This window comes from Nocardioides caldifontis, from assembly GCF_008087345.1.
GTDB lineage: Bacteria > Actinomycetota > Actinomycetes > Propionibacteriales > Nocardioidaceae > Marmoricola_A > Marmoricola_A caldifontis.
The window spans coordinates 619,360-640,835 of sequence record NZ_VHIB01000001.1 but is presented as its reverse complement, the minus strand read 5'-3'; the positions used below and the strand labels follow the sequence as shown (position 1 = coordinate 640,835).

Annotated in this window: 21 protein-coding genes; 5 read left to right on the top strand and 16 right to left on the bottom strand. The window is 70.9% G+C overall.

The window, feature by feature from the left end:
- Positions 1 to 5 precede the first annotated feature (5 nt).
- The 3 genes from FIP57_RS11145 to FIP57_RS11135 are packed head-to-tail and all read left to right on the top strand — an operon-like array spanning position 6 to position 3,645.
- Positions 6 to 1,577 carry an ABC transporter ATP-binding protein gene (locus FIP57_RS11145; protein WP_148573569.1) on the top strand — a complete coding sequence of 524 codons (1,572 nt, stop codon included), beginning with the start codon at positions 6 to 8 and terminating at the stop codon, positions 1,575 to 1,577.
- A complete protein-coding gene (locus tag FIP57_RS11140; RefSeq protein ID WP_148573568.1) occupies positions 1,574 to 2,719 on the top strand; it encodes an ABC transporter permease in 1,146 nt (381 codons plus the stop codon). The genes FIP57_RS11145 and FIP57_RS11140 overlap by 4 nt, the downstream gene beginning before the upstream one ends.
- The gene (locus FIP57_RS11135; RefSeq protein WP_148573567.1) at positions 2,719 to 3,645 is read left to right on the top strand and encodes an ABC transporter permease; all 927 of its coding nucleotides are present in this window, start codon (positions 2,719 to 2,721) and stop codon (positions 3,643 to 3,645) included. The genes FIP57_RS11140 and FIP57_RS11135 overlap by 1 nt, the downstream gene beginning before the upstream one ends.
- On the opposite strand, the gene FIP57_RS11130 is transcribed toward FIP57_RS11135, so the two are convergent.
- From FIP57_RS11130 to FIP57_RS11070, 13 genes are all read right to left on the bottom strand, one after another.
- Entirely contained in the window at positions 3,642 to 4,508 is an 867-nt protein-coding gene (locus tag FIP57_RS11130; RefSeq protein ID WP_148573566.1) for a sulfite exporter TauE/SafE family protein, read from the bottom strand. The genes FIP57_RS11135 and FIP57_RS11130 overlap by 4 nt on opposite strands.
- Positions 4,505 to 5,908 (bottom strand): MBL fold metallo-hydrolase, encoded by a 1,404-nt coding sequence (locus FIP57_RS11125; protein WP_148573565.1) that lies wholly within the window; start codon positions 5,906 to 5,908, stop codon positions 4,505 to 4,507. The genes FIP57_RS11130 and FIP57_RS11125 overlap by 4 nt, the downstream gene beginning before the upstream one ends.
- Positions 5,905 to 8,208 (bottom strand): xanthine dehydrogenase family protein molybdopterin-binding subunit, encoded by a 2,304-nt coding sequence (locus FIP57_RS11120; RefSeq protein ID WP_148573564.1) that lies wholly within the window; start codon positions 8,206 to 8,208, stop codon positions 5,905 to 5,907. Before FIP57_RS11120 ends, FIP57_RS11125 begins: the two co-directional genes overlap by 4 nt.
- The gene (locus FIP57_RS11115) at positions 8,205 to 8,681 is read right to left on the bottom strand and encodes a (2Fe-2S)-binding protein (protein ID WP_148573563.1); all 477 of its coding nucleotides are present in this window, start codon (positions 8,679 to 8,681) and stop codon (positions 8,205 to 8,207) included. Before FIP57_RS11115 ends, FIP57_RS11120 begins: the two co-directional genes overlap by 4 nt.
- The gene (locus FIP57_RS11110) at positions 8,678 to 9,550 is read right to left on the bottom strand and encodes an FAD binding domain-containing protein (RefSeq protein WP_148573562.1); all 873 of its coding nucleotides are present in this window, start codon (positions 9,548 to 9,550) and stop codon (positions 8,678 to 8,680) included. Before FIP57_RS11110 ends, FIP57_RS11115 begins: the two co-directional genes overlap by 4 nt.
- Complete coding sequence (locus FIP57_RS11105) at positions 9,550 to 10,182, bottom strand: SRPBCC family protein (RefSeq protein ID WP_148573561.1); 633 nt, start codon at positions 10,180 to 10,182, stop codon at positions 9,550 to 9,552. The genes FIP57_RS11110 and FIP57_RS11105 overlap by 1 nt, the downstream gene beginning before the upstream one ends.
- 16 nt (positions 10,183 to 10,198) lie before the next feature.
- The gene (locus FIP57_RS11100; RefSeq protein WP_162529774.1) at positions 10,199 to 10,582 is read right to left on the bottom strand and encodes a RidA family protein; all 384 of its coding nucleotides are present in this window, start codon (positions 10,580 to 10,582) and stop codon (positions 10,199 to 10,201) included.
- The gene (locus tag FIP57_RS11095) at positions 10,579 to 11,415 is read right to left on the bottom strand and encodes a sulfurtransferase (RefSeq protein WP_148573559.1); all 837 of its coding nucleotides are present in this window, start codon (positions 11,413 to 11,415) and stop codon (positions 10,579 to 10,581) included. Before FIP57_RS11095 ends, FIP57_RS11100 begins: the two co-directional genes overlap by 4 nt.
- Complete coding sequence (locus FIP57_RS11090) at positions 11,412 to 12,203, bottom strand: MBL fold metallo-hydrolase (protein WP_148573558.1); 792 nt, start codon at positions 12,201 to 12,203, stop codon at positions 11,412 to 11,414. Before FIP57_RS11090 ends, FIP57_RS11095 begins: the two co-directional genes overlap by 4 nt.
- A gap of 61 nt (positions 12,204 to 12,264) precedes the next feature.
- Positions 12,265 to 13,119: an ABC transporter permease gene (locus FIP57_RS11085; RefSeq protein ID WP_148573557.1), complete on the bottom strand. Its 855-nt coding sequence runs from the start codon at positions 13,117 to 13,119 to the stop codon at positions 12,265 to 12,267.
- Positions 13,116 to 13,796, bottom strand: coding sequence for a TenA family protein (locus tag FIP57_RS11080; protein ID WP_148573556.1), 681 nt, complete (start codon positions 13,794 to 13,796; stop codon positions 13,116 to 13,118). The genes FIP57_RS11085 and FIP57_RS11080 overlap by 4 nt, the downstream gene beginning before the upstream one ends.
- Before the next feature lie 46 nt (positions 13,797 to 13,842).
- Positions 13,843 to 14,646, bottom strand: a complete 804-nt coding sequence (locus FIP57_RS11075) for an ABC transporter ATP-binding protein (RefSeq protein WP_203231175.1) — start codon at positions 14,644 to 14,646, stop codon at positions 13,843 to 13,845.
- Between the two features lie 7 nt (positions 14,647 to 14,653).
- Complete coding sequence (locus tag FIP57_RS11070; protein ID WP_162529773.1) at positions 14,654 to 15,730, bottom strand: ABC transporter substrate-binding protein; 1,077 nt, start codon at positions 15,728 to 15,730, stop codon at positions 14,654 to 14,656.
- Between the two features lie 266 nt (positions 15,731 to 15,996).
- On the opposite strand from FIP57_RS11070, the gene FIP57_RS11060 reads away from it, so the two are divergent.
- Positions 15,997 to 16,668, top strand: a complete 672-nt coding sequence (locus tag FIP57_RS11060; RefSeq protein WP_148573553.1) for a TetR/AcrR family transcriptional regulator — start codon at positions 15,997 to 15,999, stop codon at positions 16,666 to 16,668.
- 50 nt (positions 16,669 to 16,718) lie between these two features.
- The gene (locus tag FIP57_RS11055) at positions 16,719 to 18,380 is read left to right on the top strand and encodes a class I adenylate-forming enzyme family protein (protein ID WP_148573552.1); all 1,662 of its coding nucleotides are present in this window, start codon (positions 16,719 to 16,721) and stop codon (positions 18,378 to 18,380) included.
- A gap of 4 nt (positions 18,381 to 18,384) precedes the next feature.
- Here FIP57_RS11055 and FIP57_RS11050 read toward each other — a convergent pair whose 3' ends face one another.
- The 3 genes from FIP57_RS11050 to FIP57_RS11040 are packed head-to-tail and all read right to left on the bottom strand — an operon-like array spanning position 18,385 to position 21,471.
- Positions 18,385 to 18,813, bottom strand: a complete 429-nt coding sequence (locus FIP57_RS11050) for a VOC family protein (RefSeq protein ID WP_148573551.1) — start codon at positions 18,811 to 18,813, stop codon at positions 18,385 to 18,387.
- Positions 18,806 to 20,245 carry an aminobutyraldehyde dehydrogenase gene (locus FIP57_RS11045; RefSeq protein ID WP_148573550.1) on the bottom strand — a complete coding sequence of 480 codons (1,440 nt, stop codon included), beginning with the start codon at positions 20,243 to 20,245 and terminating at the stop codon, positions 18,806 to 18,808. The genes FIP57_RS11050 and FIP57_RS11045 overlap by 8 nt, the downstream gene beginning before the upstream one ends.
- Entirely contained in the window at positions 20,242 to 21,471 is a 1,230-nt protein-coding gene (locus FIP57_RS11040) for a D-arabinono-1,4-lactone oxidase (RefSeq protein ID WP_238993474.1), read from the bottom strand. The genes FIP57_RS11045 and FIP57_RS11040 overlap by 4 nt, the downstream gene beginning before the upstream one ends.
- Positions 21,472 to 21,476: the final 5 nt, after the last annotated feature.

Genomic DNA, 21,476 nt, shown 5'->3' with positions numbered 1-21,476 from the left:
GCCGGGTGCAGCGCGACTCGGGCGAGGGGGCTGCCGTGCTCAGCCTTCGCGGGATCTCCCGGTCCTTCGGTACCACCCGTGCCGTGCAGGAGGTCGACCTCGACGTGGCAGCCGGCACGGTCCACGCCCTCCTGGGCGAGAACGGTGCCGGCAAGTCGACCCTGATGAACGTGGTGTACGGCGTGCACCCCGCCGACGCCGGCTGGATCAGCGTCGACGGTCGCGACGTGCGGATCACGTCGCCGCGGCAGGCCCTCGGCCTCGGGATCGCGATGGTCCACCAGCACCACCAGCTCATCCCGTCGTTGACCGTTGCCGAGTCCGTCACGCTCGCGGCCGCGCACACCGGGTGGCGCTACGACAAGCGTCACGCGGCTGGTCATGTGCAGCGGCTCGCCGACCGTCTCGGGATCACCATCGACGCCGAAGCCAGGGTGAGTGACCTGTCGCTCGGCGATCGCCAGCGACTGGAGATCCTTTCCGCGATCGACCGGGACTCCCGGGTCGTGATCCTCGACGAGCCGACCGCCGTGCTCGCGCCCACGGAGATCGAGCCGTTGTTCCGGCTGCTGCGCAAGCTAGCCGCCGACGGACGCGCGGTCGTCCTCATCACCCACCGCATGCGTGAGGTCTTCGCCGCCAGCGACGCGATCTCGGTGATGAGGAAGGGCCGGCTCGTGGACACCCTCGAGACCGCCCGCACGACCCCCGACGAGGTTCTCGGACTCGTCATCCCCGCGCGGCGCGAGGCGTCCGCTGGCGCCACCGTCTTGACGGGCGTGGTGCCGGGCGGCACGACGACGGGAGCGGTCCCCCTCCCGGAGCAGCCCACGTCCCGGTCCAGTGAGCCGGCGCTCGAGGTGGACGGGCTCGTCGTCCCGCCCGCGCCGGGGACGACGGGGCTCGACCGCCTCACCTTCGAGGCATTCCCGGGGGAGATCCTCGGCATCGTCGGCGTCGAGGGGAACGGCCAGCACGAGCTCGTCGAGGTCCTGGCCGGGATCCGGGTCCCGGCCGCCGGCTCGGTGCGAGCCTGCGGGCAGCCGCAGCGGCCCGGCACCCTTGCGCCGTGCACGGCGATCGTCCCCGAGGACCGGCACCGCGAGGCGCTCGTCCTCGACCTCTCCATCGAGGACAACCTCGTGCTGCCGGTGCTCGGCCGCTACACGCGCGGAGGGCTCCTGAAGAAGCGCGCCGTGCGGCAGCACGCACAACGGACGATCTCCGAGTTCGCCGTCGTGGCCGGGTCGTCCGCCGCGCCGACCCGGTCGCTGTCGGGCGGGAACCAGCAGAAGCTGGTGCTGGCCCGCGCCCTGGACCAGTCCCCGCGCGTCCTCGTGGCGAGCCAGGCCACGCGCGGCCTCGACCCCGGAGCCACGGCCGAGCTGCTGGACCGGTTGCGCCAGGTCGCCGCCCAGGGCACCTGCGTGGTCTACCTCGGCAGCGACCTCGACGAGGTCGTCGAGGTCTCGGACCGGGTGGCGGTCATGTATGGCGGCGCGGTGGTCGGGCAGTCCACGGACCCCGACGCCGAACGGGACACCCTGGCCGCCCTGATGGTGGGAGGTGGCGGATGACCGGATCGAACCCGCCGACGGTGACTGCAGTCCCGGAGACCCCGGAGACCCCGGAGACCCCGGAGGCCACGACCACGGATCCGCGTCGGCGCGCGGTCAGCCGGCTCGCCACCCTCTTCGACCGTCCCTGGCCCGCCATCACCGCAGCGTTCGTCGTCAGCCTCGGCATCGGTCTGCTGCTCGTGGTGCTGACCGGCGGCGGGGTCGCCGAGACGGTGGACGTGGCCGCACGCGCCACGGTCGGGTCGCAGCAGGGGTTGATCGACACCCTCGTCTACACGACGCCGCGGCTGCTCGTCGCGATCGGCGTGATCGTGGCGCTTCGCGCCGGCCAGTTCAACCTGGGCGCCGAGGGCCAGCTGCAGCTCGGGGCCATCGGTGCCGCACTGGGCGGCGCGTTCCTGGCTCCTTCCCTGCCGGGCCCGCTGGCGCTGCCGGTCGCCGTCGCGATGGCCATGGTGTGCGGCGCCCTGTGGGCCGGCATCGCGGCGCTCATGAAGGTGCTGCGCGGGTGCGACGAGCTGATCAGCACGCTGCTCCTCAACTTCGTCGCGGTGTACCTCGTCCAGCTCCTCGTGCAGGGCGCGATGAAGGACCCCGACAGCACGTTCAACCAGTCCCGGCGGGTCATCGCCGACGCCGAGCTGCCGCGCTTCGGCTTCACCCGGCTCCACTACGGCTTCACGATCGCCCTGGTCTGCGTGCTGCTCGTCTGGCTCCTCCTCGAGCGCACGTCGCTCGGGCTCAGGTTCCGCAGCATCGGCCACAACGCCGTCGCGAGCCGTTACCAGCAGCTGGACGTAGGGGTGCTGACGGTCCTGGCCATGCTGATCTCCGGCGCGATCTGCGCGGTGGCAGGAGCGGGCGAGACGCTCGGCGTGCAGTTCCGGCTCATCCAGGGGTTCTCCTCCGGATTCGGCTTCGAAGGGCTCGCGATCGCCTTCCTCGCGGCGCTGCGACCAGGACGAGCGCTGGTCATCGCCCTGGTGTTCGGGGGCATCTTCAGTGCCGCGACGCGGCTCCAGCAGGAGGTCGGTGTGACCGCGTCGCTCGCCTACGTCGTCGAGGGGCTACCGATCGTCCTGCTGGCCTGCGCCGCCGGGCTCCAGGCCCTGCGCGTGAAGAGACGAGGACTCGCCTGATGCACAGCCTCGTGGAGGCCTTCTTCTGGGCCAGTGCGGTCGGCCTGGCCGCACCCATCCTGCTCGCAGCTCTGGGCGAGACCTTCGCCCAGCGTGCCGGCGTCTTCACCATCGGGATCGAAGGGTTGATGCTGAGCGGTGCCTTCGCTGCCGCAGCCGTCTCGGTGTCCTCCGGGAGCCTGGTCGTGGGGTTCGTCGCGGCAGCGGCGATCACCGCCGCTCTTGGTGGGATGTACGGCGCTGCGGTGGTCCTCTGCCGCGCCGACCAGGTCGTCGTGGGCATCGGGTTCAACCTCGTCGTGCTCGGCGCCACCAGCCTCCTGCGTCGCCAGCTCTTCCCGACCGGGATGACGGTGCCGGACACCTCGCTCGTCGACAGGCGAGCGATCCCGCTGCTGTCCGACATCCCCTGGCTGGGCCGCGTCCTCTTCGACCAGAACCTTCTCGTCTACGCGCTGTACGTGCTGACCCCGATCGCCGTCTACGTGCTCTTCCGCACCCGGACCGGGCTGCTGGTACGGGCAGCCGGCGACGGCGCCGAAGCCGCGTCGGCGAAGGGGATCCGCGTGCTCCGGGTGCGGATGTGGGTGATGGTCCTCAACGGCACCCTGGCCGGAGCCGCCGGTGCAGCGCTGGTGCTCATCAACTCCGGCGGGGTGTTCGTCGACAACCTGGTCGACGGTCGGGGGTACCTCGTCCTCGCACTGACGATGTTCGCCCGGTGGCACCCGGCTTGGGTCGCAGTGGGTGCCGTGCTGTTCGGCGCGGCGGACGCGCTGCAGTTCGTCGCGCAGGCGAGCTTCGGCGGAGACGTGCCGACGGCGGTCTTCCTGATGGCGCCGTACCTGCTGGCCCTGACCGCCTGGGTCGTGATGGGCCGCCGGTCGAACGCGCCGACCGACCTCGGGAGACCGCTCCTGGCCTAACCCGGCTTGCGCGCCAGTCGTCGTGGGGCCCGGACGCCGCTGCGAGCGACTGACCAACGCCAGCCGCCGACCGCCACCACGCCCAGGGCGAGGACGACCGCTCCGGGCAGCAACCAGGACGACGGTGCCGCCTGCTCCAGAAGCATGAAGGTGCCGATGGTCAGCACGAACCAGCCGAACATGTTCCGGAGCCGGTCCTCGTCAACCGCACCGGTGATCCGACCCCCGACGACGCTGCCGAGGATCGCGGCCGCGAGCACTGCCGTGGCCAGGCCCCACGGGATCGAGACGCTCGTGAGGTAGCCCGCCAGCCCTGCGCCCGACTTCAACGCGATGACGACCAACGACGTACCGATGGCTGTCGGCATGGAGAGCCCACCCAGCAGCGCCAACGCCGGCACCACGAGGAACCCGCCTCCCGCGCCGACCAGACCGGTGATCAGGCCGACACCGATGCCGTCGACGACCGCGCGGACGACCTTGACGTCCTCGGCGGGCTGCAGCGCCGCACCACCGCGCAGCATGGCCGCGGACGTGGCGATCATCATCACGGCAAACCCCACCAGCAGGAGCCGGCCGGGGACGAGACCACCAAGGATGCCCCCGACGAGGGCGCCGGCCATGCCCCCGGTACCGAAGAGCGTCCCGGTGCGCCAACGGATCCTGCCTGCCCGGGCATGCGTGACCGCACCCACGCACGAGGTCACCCCGACCACGAGCAGCGACGTGGCGATCGCCTGCTTCGGCTCGAGGTCGGCGACGTAGACGAGGATCGGCACTGTCAGGATCGAGCCGCCACCCCCCAGGGCGCCGAGCGCGACGCCCACGAACAGCGCGAGGACCAGGACGACGGCGAGCGTCATGCCTCCGCGCTCGTCAGGCGGAGCCCGGCGACGGCTGCTGCCGTGAAGTGGTCGTCGACGGCGACCACGTCCCGACCTGCCGCGTGCAGCAGCGAGGCGGCCACCGAGGCGCGGTAGCCGCTCTGGCAGTGCAGCCACAGCTCGCCGTCCGGCAGCTCGTCCGCGCGTGCTCGGAGCTCGTGCAGCGGCACGTTCACGGCGCCGTCGACGTGCGAGATCGCGAACTCCTCGTGCCGTCGCACGTCCACGACGACCACAGGGCGCCGGCCGAGGACGTCGGCCAACGTGGCGAAGTCGACCAGCTCGAAGGACACCAGCCGATGTTCGCTCCACCGTCGGGGGTCACCCGATGCCGCGGCCACCGGCCGGTCGATCCCGATCCGCACGAGCTCGCGCTGCGCGGCAGCGACGTCCTCGGGCTGCGCCGCCAGCAACGTCAGGGGGACGCCCCAGTCGATCAACCAGCCCAGGTTGGTGGCGAAGGAACCGTCGAGCCCGAAGTTGAAGGTCCCCGGCACGTGACCGGCGGCGAACGCCGTGCGGTTGCGCAGGTCGACGACCCACTCCCCTGCATCGAGACGTCGACGGATCTCGTCCGCGGTGGCCGTCTCAGGGTAGGAGAGATCGGCGCGTCCGGGGCCGGCGCTGTTGAGCGGCGCGATGTGCGTGTAGTACGCCGGCCACGGACCCAGGCCGGCCAGCAGGTCGCGAACGTATGTTGCTTGGTCGTCGACGAGCACCGGGTTGGACCGGCGTTCGGCACCGATGGTCGAGCGGCTCGCGTCGGATTGGGTGGCCGAGCAGAACGACCCGAACCCGTGGGTCGGGTAGAGAACCGCGTCGTCGGGCACCAGGCCGCCCAGGCGATGGGCGGAGCTGTGCTGCAGCTGCGCCAGCCGCTCGGTGTGCTCCTCGCCCAGGAGGTCCGGCCGCCCGGTCGACCCGTAGAGCAGCGAGCCCCCGGAGAAGACCGCCTGACGTCGCTGCGTGACCGTGTCCTGCAGGACGTAGGAGAGGTGGTGAAAGGTGTGTCCCGGGGTGGCCACGACCTCGACCGCCATCCGGTCGCCGACGTCGAGCACCTGTCCGTCATGGAGCGGCTCACGGTCGAAGGAGACCTCCTCGCGACCGTTGAGGAGGTACGTCGCCCCGGTCTCCCTCGCCAGCGCCAGACCACCGGTGACGTAGTCGTTGTGCAGGTGGGTCTCGAAGACGTGGGTCAGAGACAGCTTCTCGCGGTCGAGCAACTCCAGCACCCGGTCGATGTCGCGCTGCGGGTCGACCACGAACGCGGCGCGACCGTCGTGCACGAGGTAGCTCCGGTCCCCCAGACTCGGGGTCTCGAGCACGACCACGGTGCCGAGCCCCGCCGACGAGGGCGCGAACTCCGCCGCGCTCATCGCGCCGCTCCCTCGTCGACACAGGCGAGCACCGTCTCGGCCAGCATCGGGAGCGTCGTGGGGCGTGCTCCCACGGCGTCCTCGACCGCGCTGGCGATGGTCGCGGCGCAGGGTCCGATCGGCGGCTCGCCGATGCCTCGGGCATGGAACGGCCCGACGCCCTCACCGGACTCGAGGATCTTGACCTCGATCTCGGGGCAGTCGGCAGCAGTCGGGATGGCGTACTGGTAGAACGCCCCGGTGAGGTTGACCCCCTCGTCGTACACGATGCGTTCGGACAGGGCGTAGCCGAGCCCCTGGACGACGGCGCCCTCGATCTGGCCCCGGACGCTCAGCGGGTTGATCGCCCGGCCCACGTCGTGCGCGGCCACGTAGCGCAGGGGGCGCACCTCGCCGGTCCTCGTGTCGACCTCTACGTAGGCGGCATGCGCGCCGAAGGTGAAGTCCGGGACGATCCGCTCGGAGTCCACCAGCTCGCGCACCGGTTCGCCGGTCGGCGCGAAGTAGGTCTTCATCGCGTTGATCGCCACGCCGTTCGCCATGCACATCGCCACCACCTCCGCCAGGGGGACGACACCGTCGGGGGTGAGCACCCCGCCTTCGGCGAGCGTGAGGTCGGCTGCGCCATGGCCGGTGCCCTTCACGACACCCTGGACCAGCTGCGCACGCAGCTCCTCGGCGGCGGAGAGCACGGCGTTGCCGGACATGTACAGCTGACGCGTCGCCGTGGTGCGTCCGGCCAGCGGCGTCCGCGCGCTGTCGCCGAAGTGCACGGTCACCTTCTCCAGCGGCACGTGCAGGACTTCGGCGGCGATCTGGGCGAGCGACGACACCTGCCCGCCGCCGACGTCGGGAACACCGCACCTGACGACCACGCCGCCGTCACGCTCGCAGCCCACCCAGGCCGAGGCGGAGTCGTTCATCCAGGCCACCCGCCCGTAGGGCTGCACGTTGCACGCCAGGCCGAGCCCCACCCGGTGCTCCGGAGAGGACGGCACAGGACGGGGACCAATCGCGTCCAGCACCGCGTCGATGCACTGCGGCAGCCACACGGCGGTGTCGATCCGTTGGCCGGCCGGGATCCGGTCACCGGCCTCGAAGGCGTTCGCCTTGCGGACCTCGACGCGGTCCAGGCCGGCTGCGTCGGCGACCTTGTCGATCTGCGCTTCGTAGGCGAGCACCGGCTGCATCCCACCGAAGCCGCGGAACGCAGACCCCGGCGTGTTGTTCGTGTACGCCGCTCGCGAGTGCACCCGGACGTTGTCGCAACGGTAGGGACCGGCCGCGTTCAGCGTGATGTAGAGCAGCACGAACCCGCTGAGCAGCGGGTAGGCGCCGGCGTCCGAGACGATCTGGATGTCGTGAGCCAGCAGCGTGCCGTCCGCGGCCGCAGCGGTGCGGTAGTGCATCCGCACCGGATGCCGTTTGGCCCGTGCCGTCAGGGACTCCTGCCGGCTCCACACCATCTTCACCGGGCGTCCGGTGCGCAGCACCGCCAGCGCGATGTAGGGCTCGACGGTCATGTCCTCCTTGCCGCCGAAGCCGCCGCCCAGGTACGGCGCCTGGACCCGCACCTTGGCGTCGGGCAACCCGACGACGCGCGCGATCCGTCGGTAGTGCTCGATCTCCTGGGTGGACACCCGGATGTTGATCACGCCCTCGTCGTCCAGCCAGCCGATCCCCGTCTCGGGCTCGAGGTAGGCGTGGTCGACCACCTGCGCCTCGTAGCGACCCTCGACGATGATCGGGGCGTCAGCGAAGGCCCCGTCGACGTCGCCGCGGTCGATGCGCCACTGGCTGAGCAGGTTCCCACCCTCGTGCACCTCGGACGAGTCGTGCTCCAACGCGGCCTCCGGGTCGGAGACGACGGGCAGCACGTCATACTCGACGTCCACCAACGCCTCGGCAGCCGCCAGCGCCCTGGTGTTCTCCGCGACGACCAGCGCGACCGGCTCGCCGTGGTACCTGACCCGGTCCACCGCCAGTACCCAGGACGGAGGTAGCGGCCGGCCCTTGATACCGGCGGTGTTCGTCGGGATGTCGTTGTTCGGTACGTCCTCGCCGAAGAGGACCGCGACCACACCAGGCACGTCCATCGCCGCCGTGGCGTCGCGCGAGACGATGCGGGCCGAGGGGACCGGCGACCGGACCAGCCGGGCGTGCAGCTGGCCGGCGACGTCGAAGTCACCTGCGTAACGGGTCTTGCCCAGCAGCTTCTCCAGGGAGTCCTGGCGTTTCACGCCGTGGTTCACGACCCGGGTCCCGCGAGCATCGGCGGTCGACGGCAGCGTCTCGGTCATCGGGTCGCCCCCTCTTCCGCGGCCCTGACGACGGCGTCGACGATGGCTTGGTAACCGGTGCACCGGCACAGGTTCCCGTGCAGGTGCTCGCGCACCGAGGCGGGTGTGACCTGCTCACCGGAGCGAAGCAGCTCCACGGCCGACATCAGCATCCCTTGGGTGCAGAAGCCGCACTGCGCGGCGCCGGTCTCCCAGAACTTCGCCTGCAGCGGGCTCGGCTCGTCGCCGTCGGCCAGCGAGGCGCTGGTCTCCACGGCAGCGCCGTCGACCTGCACCGCGAGCGTCGTGCAACCGGTCGCCGCGCGCCCGTCGACGAGGACCGTGCAGGTCCCGCAGGTGCCCTCGTTGCACCCTTCCTTCACCTCGTAGGCGTGAGCCTGTTCGCGCAGCCACCGCACGAGTGTCGTGTCGGCCGGCGCATCCCCGGTCACCACTCTCCCGTTGAGCGTCATCGTGGTCTCGACGCTGCTCATGCCTCGTTCCTCCTCGCGTCCGCGCAGGCGTCGCGGACCGCCCGCACCGCCATCGCCTCGATCAACCTGGCCCGGTCGGTGCCCCTGCAGTACGCGTCGTCGGCCACCTCGAGCTCACCGGCGAGGCCGCCGAGCGCCTGCTCGGCGTCCTCGACGTGGACCCCGCTGAGCCGTTGCTCGACCTCGAGCAGGCGCGTCGGCCGGTCGCCGGCACCTGTCACGGCGAGCGCGACTGTCGAGATCCGTTCGCCGTCGAGCAGGACGCCCGCGGCCGCCGAGGCCAAGGCGAAGTCGCCCGCGCGGCGGGAGTACTCCTGGAACCCCCACCCGTGTCGCGGCCGCAGCGCTACCCTCACCGCCGTGACGAGCTCGCCGGGCGCAAGATCGGTCTGGTAATAGCCGAGGGAGAACCGGCGTGCCGGCCGCCACTCTCCCCCGGAGACCTTCTCGACGCGGTAGTCCGCCTCGAGCACGTGGCAACCGAGGGGCAGCTCGGCCGCCGGGTCCCCGTGCGCCACCGAGCCTCCGATGGTCCCGCGGTTGCGGATCCTCACGCTCCCGACGTGCGCGGCCGCCTTCACCAGCAGCGGGGCGTGCTCGGCAACGAGTGGGTCGGTGAGCAGCTCGGCATGGGTGACCGCCGCACCGATGAGCAGGTGCTCCCCCTCCACTGCCACCGTGCGCAACGTCGGGATCCCGGAGACGTCCACGAGGAACGCGGGCGCCGACAGGCCCAGGTTCATCATCGGCACGAGACTCTGGCCACCGGAGATCGGCCGGGCGTCCTCGCCCCCCTCGCCCAGCAGCACGAGTGCTTCAGGGAGGGTGCGAGCCCGCTCGTAGGCCATGGTCGTGAGGACGTCGGACATCACGCGCTCCGCCCCTTGCGGCCGGTGAGGCCGCGTAGCAGCACGCCGAGCACGACGAGCACAACCGCTCCAGCCGCAGCGGTGAGCACCTTTGGGGACGGCATCGCGCCGTCGAGGAGGTCGATGGCCTCGACGGGTTCCCCGCCGCGCCGGGACGGAGCCGGCTGCTCGTCGTCGGCCTCGTGATCGGGATCGTCGATGCGGGCCGCGAGGCACTCGGCGAACTGCCCCATCAGCTTCGTGCTGAGCTCCTTGACCGGCCCTTGGCCCAGCTGGGCGACACGCCCGGTCATCCCGAGCTCGGTCGTCAGTAGCACGTCGGTGCCGTCGGCGGCCTCAGCCAGGCTGGCCTTGATCGTCGCCTTCACCGACCCCCCGCCGCGGCCGTCCCGGCCGCCGGCCTCGATCGTCGCGACCTTGTTCGCGTCGTCCTTGACGACGAACTTCGCCTCACCCGCGTAGGTCATGTTCATCGGCCCGATGCGCAGCGCCACCCTGCCGGTGAGCGCATCTCCTACCACCGACTCCACCGTGGCGCCGGGGAGGCATGGGGCCACTCGCCCCAGATCTGTGAGGAACTCCCAAGCCCGCTCGGGGGTTGCGGGGACGGTGAACTGGTTGTCGATGCGCACGCGCGTGCTCCTGTCCTTAGTGCTGCTGGGTTGACCGGTTCACCGCGACCGCTTGCACCTCCAGGCGCCACCGCGGGTCGAGGAGCTCCGAAACCCCAACGACGGTGCTCGTGGGGCGGTGGTCACCGAGGTGACGACCACGCACGGCCGCGACCGTCGGGGCGTCGAGGACGTCGCACAGGTATGTCGTGAGGGAGACGACGTCCACCATCGACAGCCCCTCGCTCGCAAGACATGCTGCGAGATTCGTGAAGACCTGCTCGGCCTGGGCGGTGACGTCCTCGGCGACGACGTCCCCGGCGGGGTCGACCGGCACCTGACCGGAGAAGAAGCAGAGCCCGGCAGCGCTGAGGGTCTGCGCGTACGCACCCAGGGGTGGTGGAGCCGCGGGTCGGTTCACCGGTGCCTCTCGACGGGATTGTCGGTGTGCCTGGACCACTCCGCCCACGAGCCGTCGTACAACGCGAGATCGTCGAAACCCGCTTCACGCAACGCGATCAGCACGGCGGCGGCCGAGACGCCGCCTCCGCAGTAGAGGACCGTGGGGCCGTTCTTCTTCACCCCGGCCGCCGCCGCGAGGGCGGCCACCTCGTCTCCCCGCCTGAAGCGGCCGTCCTCGCCCACCAGGGACGGCGACGGCAACCGGGTCGCCCCCGGGATCCGCCCTTCCGAGGCGTGGAACGTCTGGTCCATGCGGCAGTCGACCAGCGTCGCGGCGCCCCGCCCGAGGAGGGCGCGGACGTCCCGCATCTCCAGCCGGCCTCCGCCGGGAGCCCCGGCCTCGAAGCTCCTCGGCTCCGGGCAACCGTCGGCTTCGTCGGTCGACACGGGCAGCCCAGATTCCTGCCATGCCGGGAAACCGCCGTCCAGAACGGCGACCCGTTCGTGACCGAAGTGCAGGAGCGCCCACGCCAGCCGCGAGGCCGTGAAGAGCGTGTTGTCGTCGTAGGCGACCACGAGGGTGTCGTTGCCGATCCCCAGTCGACACATCGCCTCCGCGAAGCCTTCGGAGTCCGGGAGCATTCCCTCGACGCCGTCGATGGTGACGCCCCAGTCCTCGATCCAGTCGGCGTGGACGGCGCCAGGGACGTGCCCGGCTGCCCACATCTCCCTGCCGACCGGGCCGTCGGCGAGCGAAGCCCGGGTGTCGACCACGCGGACGTCGGGCCGGTCGAGCATCTCGGCCAGCGCCGAGGGCTCGAGGTAGAGCCCTGCCCTCGCCTGCGCTTTCACTCGGAGAGCGAGCCGATGGGGCCCATGTCGAACGCCTCGGTCATGTGAAGCGGCAGGACGTTGTCGCCGCCGAGCTCCTTCAACCGGACCATCTGCTCGTAGGCCTGGAAGAGATCCGTGTGACCTCCGGGCGGGATGACCTTGAAGTGCTCCGCTTCCTCCTCGGAGGGGTAGAAGTTCTCCTTGAGCACGCACATGCCGGCGATGACGTACGTACCCTCGGACGTCTTGACGACGGCCGACTGGCCGCCGTGGGTGTGGCCTGGCGTGAGCAGCAGGTCGAACCCGTCGGCGAGCTGGTGGTCACCGTCGAGCTTGGTCAGCCCCATCTCCTCGACACGCTTGTAGTGCTCGGCCGGGGCGTACGACGTCGCGAACATCTCGTGCGACGGAGTCAGGTCCCACTCCTGCCGCTGGACCAGGATCTCGCTGTCCGCGAACGGCTCGATCGTCATGCAGTGGTCCCAGTCGAGGTGGGTCAGGATCGTGACGTCGATGTCCGACGGCTTCATCCCTCGCTCGCGGAGGTGCGACTCGATAGGTTTCACGTCGACCACGTCGGCGAAAACCTGGCCCACGTGAACGAGCTCACGGTCCACCGGCCGGATGTGCTCCCCGTAGTCGGCCGCGCTGCATCCGACGTCGACCAGCGCCGCGAACCCCTGGCCGCGGACCAGCCATGAGACGTAGGGGATGTCGATGGCGACGCCGGCGTTGTGCATGTAGGTGAACCGGCTCTTCTCGCGGTGCGGGCCGTAAGCCACGACGAGGGGCTCGATGGTGAACAACTCATTGCCTCCGAAAGGACGATGTGGGCGACCGAACTGCCCGGACGCCGGGTGGTGCAGGTCAACGTCGGGCCGACCGCTGGGCGTAGTACCACGGCATTACCAGCCGGGCGACCAGCCCGACGAGCAGGAAGAGCAGCGTGCTCATGAGGGCGGTGATGAGGATCGCGGCGAAGACGAGGTCGGTCTGGAACGCCGACTTCGACATCATCATCCAGATTCCGAGCCCCTTCTCGGCCCCGACGTACTCCGCGACGATCGCCGCGGTCACGGCGTAGGTGATCGCGATCCGCACCCCGGTGAAGAAGTGCGGCAACGCCGTGGGCACCCGGACCATGAAGAAGATCTGCCGCGAGCTGGCTCCCATCGTGCGGAGCAGCCGCATCCCCTCCTGGTCGGTGCTGGCGAACCCGTCGAGCAGCGAGACGACGATGGGGAAGAACGTGACCAGGATGACGATCAAGACCTTCGGCATCAGGCCGAAGCCGAACCAGATGATCATGAGCGGCGCGATCGCGATGATCGGCACCGTCTGGGACGCGACGAGCAGCGGGTAGAGCCCGCGCCTGAGCCAGAGCAGCCGGTCCATCAACGCAGCGACAACTGCCGCGACCACGAGCGAGCAGCTGAAGCCGATCACGGTCTCGGCGGCGGTCTGTCGGGCGTGGTCCCATGCCAGGTCCCGGAACTCCCACAGCTGGGAGAGGACAAGGGACGGACGGGGCACGACCGTGGGGTCGACCTCGGCGACGGCCGGGTAGATCTCCCACACCGTCAGGAGCAGGACGGGGACGACGAGTGCCGCTGCCGTGGTGCTGGCCCTGCGGGCGAGGGGTCGCGGACGCGCACGCCCTGGCGCCGTGCCGCCCGTGTCCTGACGGGGAGCCGGCGCCGCGAGGGTGCCCGCCGCCTTCATACCGGCCACTGCTCGTCGCGGTAGGCCGAGTCCCAGAACATCCACTCGTAGCGAGCGGACATCCGCACGGTCTCGACCATCACCTCCAGCCCCGCCTCGCCCACGCGCCGGGCCATCCGGCCGCACGCGTCGACCGCCTGTTGCGTGGCGTCGATGAACGCGTCGCCGGCGTATTTGTCGATCCAGCGTTGGTAGAGCGGGTCACTCGAGCCACCGAGCCGCTTCAAGTGCTGCCCGACCTCGCAGTAGATCCAGAAGCACGGGAGCACGGAGGCGAGTGCCTCGTGGCTCTCACCCATCCCGCACGCCTGCTTGACCCAGCTGGTGTAGGCGACGAGCGTCGGCGAGCGGTCGACCTTGGCGGCGGCCTCGGTCGTGAGCCCGAGCTCGCCCAGGAACTCCGCGTGCATGGTCCGCTCGACGTGGATAACGCGGGAGGACGCCTCGCAGAACATGATGAGGTCGTCGTCGTTGCCGGCCCGTGCTCCGCACATGGCGAGGCAGCGGCCGTAGTCGCTGAGGTACTTGCCGTCCTGCACCACGAACCGGCTGAAGGTCTCCTTCGGCAGGGTCCCCTCCCGCGCCTCGCACAGGAACGGTTGCTCAACGATCCCCTGGTAGTAGGGCTCCATCGCGGCCCAGAGCCGGCTGGTCGTCGCGTCCGTCTTCACGATCATGGGGTGGCTCCTCTGTAGGCGGTGGGTGTGACAATCGGGTGGTCGCTCAGGCGGGTGCGGCCTGGTGGGCGAGCGCGCGCAGAAGCGTCGCCTCGTACTGCGCGAACTCCGGTGTAACCGTCACGTCGAGGGTCCTTGGTCGCGGCAGGTCGATCTCGACCTCCAACGCCACGCGCGCCGGGCGGGGGCTCAGCACGAAGACCCGGTCGGAGAGGTACACCGCTTCGCGGATGTCGTGGGTGATGAACAGGATCGTCCGGCGGAAACGGCTCCAGATCGACAGGAGGAACTCCTGCATCGCCGAGCGGGTCAGGGAGTCGAGCGCACCGAAGGGCTCGTCGAGCAGCAGGATCGACCGGTCCTGGATCACTGTCCGCAGCAGGGCGGCGCGCTGGCGCATGCCGCCGGAGAGGGTGAACGGGTACGCGTCGGCGAAGCTCTCCAGGCCGAACTGCGGCAGCAGTTCGGTGGCGCGGGCCCGGGCCGCCCGCTTGGCGACCCCCTGCAGCTCGAGCGGCATGGTGACGTTCTCCAAGACGGAGCGCCACGGGAAGAGCATGTCCTTCTGCGGCATGTAGGCGACAGGGTGGTCCTCCGCCCCCAGCGGCCGGCCCTCGACGGCGAGTGTGCCGCCGTCAGCCTTGTCGAGCCCCGCCACGATGTTCAGCAGCGTGCTCTTCCCCGAACCGCTGGGCCCCAGGATGCTGACCAGCTCGCCGTCGCGTGCGTCGAGCGTGAGCCCGTCGAGGACGGGGACCCATCCCCCGTCGCGGCCGCGGAACCCTTTACGAAGGTCGGTGATCGCGATGTGCGGGGTCGCGGACGCGACGCCGGAAGGACCGGTGGTCACCACGTCGTCACTCCTCGCAGCCCTCGGGGAGGTAGTCGGTGGTGGCGATGGCGGCCATGTCGGGCTTGGCCTGACCGGCTGCCTCGAAGTAGCCGACCTCGTCGTACCGGTCGGCCATCGCCTCGAGAGCGGAGACGGAGAGGCACCCCGGCGCGCTGCCCTCGCGGGCGATGTACCCCTCGGCAGCCATGAGCTCCAACCCCTTCGTCGGCACCGCCTTGGCCTCGTCGGTGGCGAACGAGTCAGGGTTGCTGTCGACGAGCACCTGGGCCGCGTCGGCCGGGTTGTCCTGGACGAACTGCCACCCCTCCGAGGCGGCGGCCACGAAGGACTTGGCGGTCTCCTCGTTCTCCGCGAGCCACTCGCCGTTGCAGGCGATGACCACGTTGGGGAACTCGGGTATCCCGGCATCGGTGTAGGGGAAGGCCCGCAGCTCGACGCCTCGCGCCTCCGCCACGAAGGGCTCGACGTTCAGGTAGGCGTTGACGAAGTCGACCTTCTCGGACAGCAGCGCCTCCAGGGTGCCGGTCTGCAGGTTGACGTACTTGAAGTTCCCGTCCGCGCCGTCGTGCTGCAGCAGGCTGGTGACGAGCTCCTTGTCTCCGGCGGCTCCGAAGCCCCCGTAGGTCTTCCCCTCGAGGTCACTCGGCCGCTCGTACTCCGAGTCGGCGAGGACGTAGAGCGCCCCGAGCGGCTTCTGGACCACACCCATCACGGCCTTGAGGTCCGCGCCCTTGCCCACGGCCAGTGCCAGGAACGACGGCGACGTCACCCCGCACTCGGCCTTGCCCGCGCTGACCACGGTGTCCGCAGGAGCCTGGGAGTACGGCATGACCTCAAGGTCGAGGCCGGCGTCCTCGAAGTAGCCCTTCTCGTCGGCGACGAAGAACCCCGTGTGGTTGGCGTTCGGCACCCAGTCGAGGGCGAGCCGCACCCGTTCCGGAGCCCCGGTGGCTCCGCCGCCGGCTTCCATCTCCGAGCCGGCCTCCGCGTCGTCGGAACCGCAGCCGGCCAGTGCTCCTGCACCTACGAGCACGAGCGCGCCGAGGGCGGTGCGGATACGGCTCTCTTGCACCAACGTCATCGTCCACCTCAATCGTCGTCGTCCCGAGCGCCGGGAGCTGTCGCGGCCGCGTCACCTGTTGCAGCGGCTCAACTGTTCGGTCATGTAGTTGCGAATCCCAAGGAGGTGGGCGCCGCCTACAGAACTGTCAAGAACCGCGAGAGTAGCGGAGGTGGCGGCGGTTCGGAATACTTACTGTGCAGCCAGATAGTTAGTCTCGACAAGACTGGGGCGGCCCCTTGTGCTGCCGTACGCTGCCACGTGACCACGACCTACGGGGGTGTCCCATGACGACCAGGAGCGACGCGATCGCCGCACCGCCGGGAGGCCGACGCACCGGCAAGTCGCGCGACGCCGAGCGGTCGCGCACCGCGATCCTCGACGCGGCCGAGCAGCTCTTCGCCGACCTGGGCTTCCAGGGCGCCTCGCTCGCGGCCATCGCCCAGCGGGCACACGTGTCGGTCGGGCTGCCGCGGTACTTCTTCGGTTCCAAGGAGGAGCTGCATCGGGCCGTCCTCCAGCGCGTCTTCGCCCGACGCAACGCGGCGCTCGACGCCGTCGCGAACGCGGCTGAGCAGCTCCTGGAGAACGCACCCGAGGACGGCGAGGGGGCGCTGCGGCTGCTCGTCCGCGGCTATCTCGACTTCCTCCTGGACAACCCCTCATTCGTGTGGCTCCTGACCCGCGACGCGCTCGAGCACGCCGGCAGGCGCGAGCAGCTGCCGCGCCACTCCGAGAAGTTCGCCGACCGGATGGTCGCCCTGATGACCCGGGCTGGTGTCGCCGAGGCCACCAAGGCGCCGGAGCAGCTGTTCCTGAGCCTCATCGGGCTGTGCTACTTCCCGCTCGAGCACGACGCCACGATTGTGGCCGGCATGGGGCAGCGGGCCTGGACCCCGGCCTTCCGGGACCGGCGTGTCGAGCACATCGTGCGGCTGCTACTGCACCGCGACCAGTAGGACAGGGGGGCGGTCCGGCTGCTCGGCCGCCCTGACGGAGGAGGTTGCCGATGGACCAGCCGCGATGGACGGCGCTCTACACCCAGGCGGTCGCCGCTGCCGAGCCGGTCCGCCACTCCTCGCTCGTCGAAGCCTGGCGGGCACGCGTCGCGCGTGAGCCGGATGCGACGGCCATCGCCTACTTCGACGCCACCATGACCGTGCGGGAGGTCGACGAGACCACCGACGCGCTGGCCGCGGCGTACGCCTCCTTGGGGACCGGCCGAGGTGACCGAGTGGGCATCTGCCTCCAGAACGTCCCGCAGTTCGCCCTCTCCATGCTGGCGTTGTGGAAGCTCGGGGCCACCGCCCTCGTCCTCAACCCGATGTACCGCGGTCAGGAGCTCCGGCGGCTGGTCGACGACGCCGAGGCGGTCGCGGTCGTCTGCACCGACGTCGACGCGGCAGCCACGGCCGAGACGCTCAGCGGCAGCTCCGCCCGGTGGCTGGTGAGCACGTCCCCGCGCGCGTTCCAGAGCCGCGACGACGCCCGGGTGTTCGGCGACGCTCCGGCACGAGAGGCGGCCGCGGAGCACGACCTCGAGGAACTGCTCGTCGCGTTCCGGGGGCAGCGGCCGGCGCCGCTCGAGGTCACCGGCGACGACGTCGCCCTGCTGACCTACACCTCCGGCACGACCGGGCCGCCGAAGGGCGCGATGAACACCCACGCCAACCTGCTGGCGGTCACCAGCACCTATGCAGCGTGGATCGAGCTCCGCCCCGGCGACGCGGTGTTCGCGACGGCGCCGCTGTTCCACATCACCGGCGCGGTCATCAACGCCACGATCGCGTTGCTCCACGACGCGGTGCTGGTGATGGCCGGCCGCTTTCACCCCGAGGTCGCGATCGAGGCCTTCGTCGAGCACCGCGTCACTTTCACGATCGGCTCGATCACGGCTTTCAATGCGATCTACCAGTTGCCGCACGCCTCGCGAGAGCACTTCGCCTCGCTGAAGTCGCTCTACAGCGGTGGCGCGCCGATCCCGCCCGCGACGATCGAGCGGTTCCGGGACCGCTTCGGCGTCTACATCCACAACATCTACGGCATGACGGAGACGTCGTCGGGGGTCATCGCCGTCCCCCTCGGCGCCGAGGCCCCTGTCCACGAGGCGAGCGGCACGTTGTCGGTCGGTGTCCCGCTGCCCGGCCTCGAAGCCGACGTCGTCGACACCGCGGGGGAGCCGGTGCGGCCGGGCAAGCAGGGCGAGCTCGTCCTCCGCGGCCCCCAGATCGTGCCCGGCTACTGGCGCAACCCCGAGGCGACCGCCGCCACGATCCCTGGCGGGTGGCTGCACACCGGGGACGGCGCGATCATGGACGAGGCGGGCTGGGTCTACCTGGTCGACCGGCTCAAGGACCAGATCAACACCTCCGGCTACAAGGTGTGGCCCCGCGAGGTCGAGGACGTCCTGTACACCCACCCGGCGGTGCACGAGGCGGCCGTCGTCGGTGTGCCCGACGACTACCGCGGGGAGGCCGTGACGGCGTTCGTGTCCTTCAAGGCCGGGGCGTCCGCCACCCCCGAGGAGCTGATCGCGCACACCCGCGACCGGCTCGCCGCCTACAAGGCACCCCGGACCGTGCACGTGCTCCCTGACCTGCCCAAGACGCAGACCGGGAAGATCCGGCGCAACGTGCTGCGGGACGGCACTCGGGCCAGCGGGCACCGCTGACCTGTCAGCGCTCGCCGTGTGCGCTGCTCTCGACGAGCTCGACCAGCACGCCGCCGAACGAACGCGGGTGGGCGAACGCGATGCGGTGGCCGCCTCCGCCCCGGCGGGGCTCCCGGTCGACCAGGTCGACACCGTGGGCCTGCAGGTGGTCGAGGACCGCCGCGAGATCGTCGACCTCGAAGGCGATGTGGTGCAGCCCCGGACCACGTCCGGCCAGTGACCGCCGTACCACCCCGTCACCCGTGGCCTCCAGCGCCTGCAGCCAGCACTCGCCCACCGGGAGCATGCGCTCGACGAACCCGGGCGCCTCCTCCTCGCTGCTCACCTCGAGCCCGAACAGCTCGACCAGGCGCCGCACCAGGTGGGCGCCCTCCTCCTCGGCGAACGCCACGTGGTGGAGGCGACGCAGCAGGGGTGCGGCCGGCTCAGCCATGGCTGACCATCACGTGCTTGAGGAGGGTGTACTCCTCGAGGGCGTAGGTCGAGAGGTCCTTCCCGTAGCCGGACTGCTTGAACCCACCGAAGGGCATCTCGGGGGTCACCGGGAAGTGGTCGTTGACCCACACGGTGCCGAACTGCAGCGCCTTCGACATGCGCATGGCACGGGCGACGTCACGCGTCCACACGGAGGCGACCAGCCCGTACGGCGTCGCGTTCGCCGCGCGCACCGCCTCCGACTCGTCGGCGACCCGCTGGACCGTGACCACCGGACCGAAGATCTCCTCCTGGACCAGCTCGTCACCCTGCTCGAGGCCGGTGACGACCGTCGGCTCGAAGTAGAACCCGGGGCGGTCGACGGGGTGGCCACCCGTCACCACCTCGGCCCGCGGCGCACGTCGGCCGATGAGCCCTGTCACGCGCTCCCGCTGCGCCGCGCTGATGAGCGGCCCCAGCGTCGTGCCTGGTGCCGACGGGTCCCCGACGACGAGCTCCTCGGCGCCGCGCACGACCGCCGCCACCAGCTCGTCGTGGAGGGCCGGTGTCACCAGCACCCGCGTCGCGGCTGTGCAGTCCTGCCCCGCGTTCCAGAAGCCACCACCCACGATCGCCGCCGCGGCGGCGGACACGTCGGCGTCGTCGAAGACGACCACCGGCGCCTTGCCTCCGAGCTCGAGGTGGACCCGCTTCAGCGTGTCGGCGGCGGTCCTGGCGATCGCCTTGCCCGTGGCCACCGAGCCCGTGAGCGACACCATGTCGACGTCCGGGTGCTCCACGAGCGCCGCGCCGACCTCGTCGCCGCCCGCGACGACGTTGAGCACTCCTGGGGGGAGCAGCTCCGCGGCGGCCGCCGCGAGCCGCAGGGTGGAGACCGGCGTGGCCGGGGCGGGTTTGAGCACCACCGTGTTGCCGCCCGCGAGCGCCGGCCCGATCTTCCAGAGCGCCATCATCACCGGGTAGTTCCACGGTGCGATCTGACCGACGACGCCGACCGGTTCCCGGCGGAGCATCGAGGTGTACCCCGGCAGGTACTCGCCGGCCGCCTTGCCCTCGAGCACACGCGCAGCGCCCGCGAAGTAGCGCAGGGAGTCGGCTCCCGCGTCGACCTCGTCGCCGACCGTGCCGATCGGCTTGCCGGCGTTGCGCGAGTCGTCGGCGACGAGCGGCTCCCGCAGGTCGGTCACCAGGTCGGCGAGCCGGAGCAGCACCTCCGCCCGCTGTGCCGGCGTGGTCTGCGACCAGCTCCCGGCGGCGAGCCGGGCGGCCGCAACCGCGCGTTCGACGTCCTCCCGCGTCGAGTCGGGGGCGTCGGTGAACGGCTCCCCCGTGCTGGGGTCCACGACCGCGCGCCTGGCTCCGGAGCGGGACTCGACCTGCTCGCCTCCGACGAGGTTCGCGAGGCCAGGAACAGTGGTGGTGCGGCTCATCGGGCGGCTCCTTCGCGGGCACGGTCCAGCAGCGCGCCGAGGTAGGGGTTCGTGAAGGTGCCGCCCGGGTCGAGCTCCTCGCGCACCTTGCGGAACCGGTCGAGATCCGGGTAGAGCCGTTCGAGCTCGGCGGCGTCGTACGGGTGCCACTTGCCCCAGTGCGGCCGGCCGTCGTACCGGGCGAAGACGCGCTCGCAGTCGGCGAAGACGGTGGCGTTGTCCTCGCCGAGCACCCCTGACACCGAGATCGAGCACGAGGCGCGGCCGGCGAACGGGCTGAGGAAGGCGTCGTCGGCCGCGACGAAGCGCACCTCGAGTGGCAACGCGTGCCCTGGATGGGCCGATAGCAGCATCTCGCGGAGCTCGCCGAGCGCTTCCTCCGCACGCTCGATCGGCACCATGAACTCCAGCTCGTGGAAATCGGGCTCGGAGGGATCGGCGAACACCTGGAAGGCCGGGCCTCGCCTGCGGTCACCGTCCTCGGATGGTGTTCCCGGGTGCGCGGGGTCCATCGTCCGGACCAGCACGGAGTCGGCCCGCAGCGGTGGGTCGTGGTGGAACCAGGCTCGCGCTGCGGCTTCCGACGGGAACCAGTAGAAGAGGAAGTGCCGGTGCTGCCGCAGCCGCTCCCGCCACCCGACCATGAGCTCGTCCCAGCTGCACGGTTCCAGCTGGGCAACCAGGGCGTAGGCCGCGGAAACCTGCAGCGTGAGCTCGGTGAGCACGCCGAGGGCACCCAGCGAGGTACGGGCGGCCCGCAGCTCGTCCGGCGTGGAAAGGTCGACGGTGGCGACGGTCCCGTCGGCCCGGACGATCCGCGCTCCCAGGAGGGCACTGGACAGGGACCCCAGGCCGATCCCGGTGCCGTGGGTCCCGGTGGCGATCGCCCCGGCGATCTGCTGCCCGTCGATGTCGCCCTGGTTGGTCAGGCTGAGTCCGTGCTCCCACAGCATGGGACCGAGATCCCGGATGCGCGTCCCTGCGCGGACCGTCACCTGACGGGTGGCCGCATCGACCGCGACCAGTCCGGTCAACCGCTGCAGGTCGAGGACCGTGCCGTCGGTCGGGACGAGCGGGACGTTGGAGTGCCCGGAACCGGCCGGGCGCACGGTCCGACCGCGTGCGCAGGCTGCGATGACCGCCTCGGCGACCTCCTCCTCCGAGCGGGGAGCCACGACGTGGTCGGGTGAGCAACGCTGGTTGCCGTACCAGTTCTCCCAGTGCATCCCGC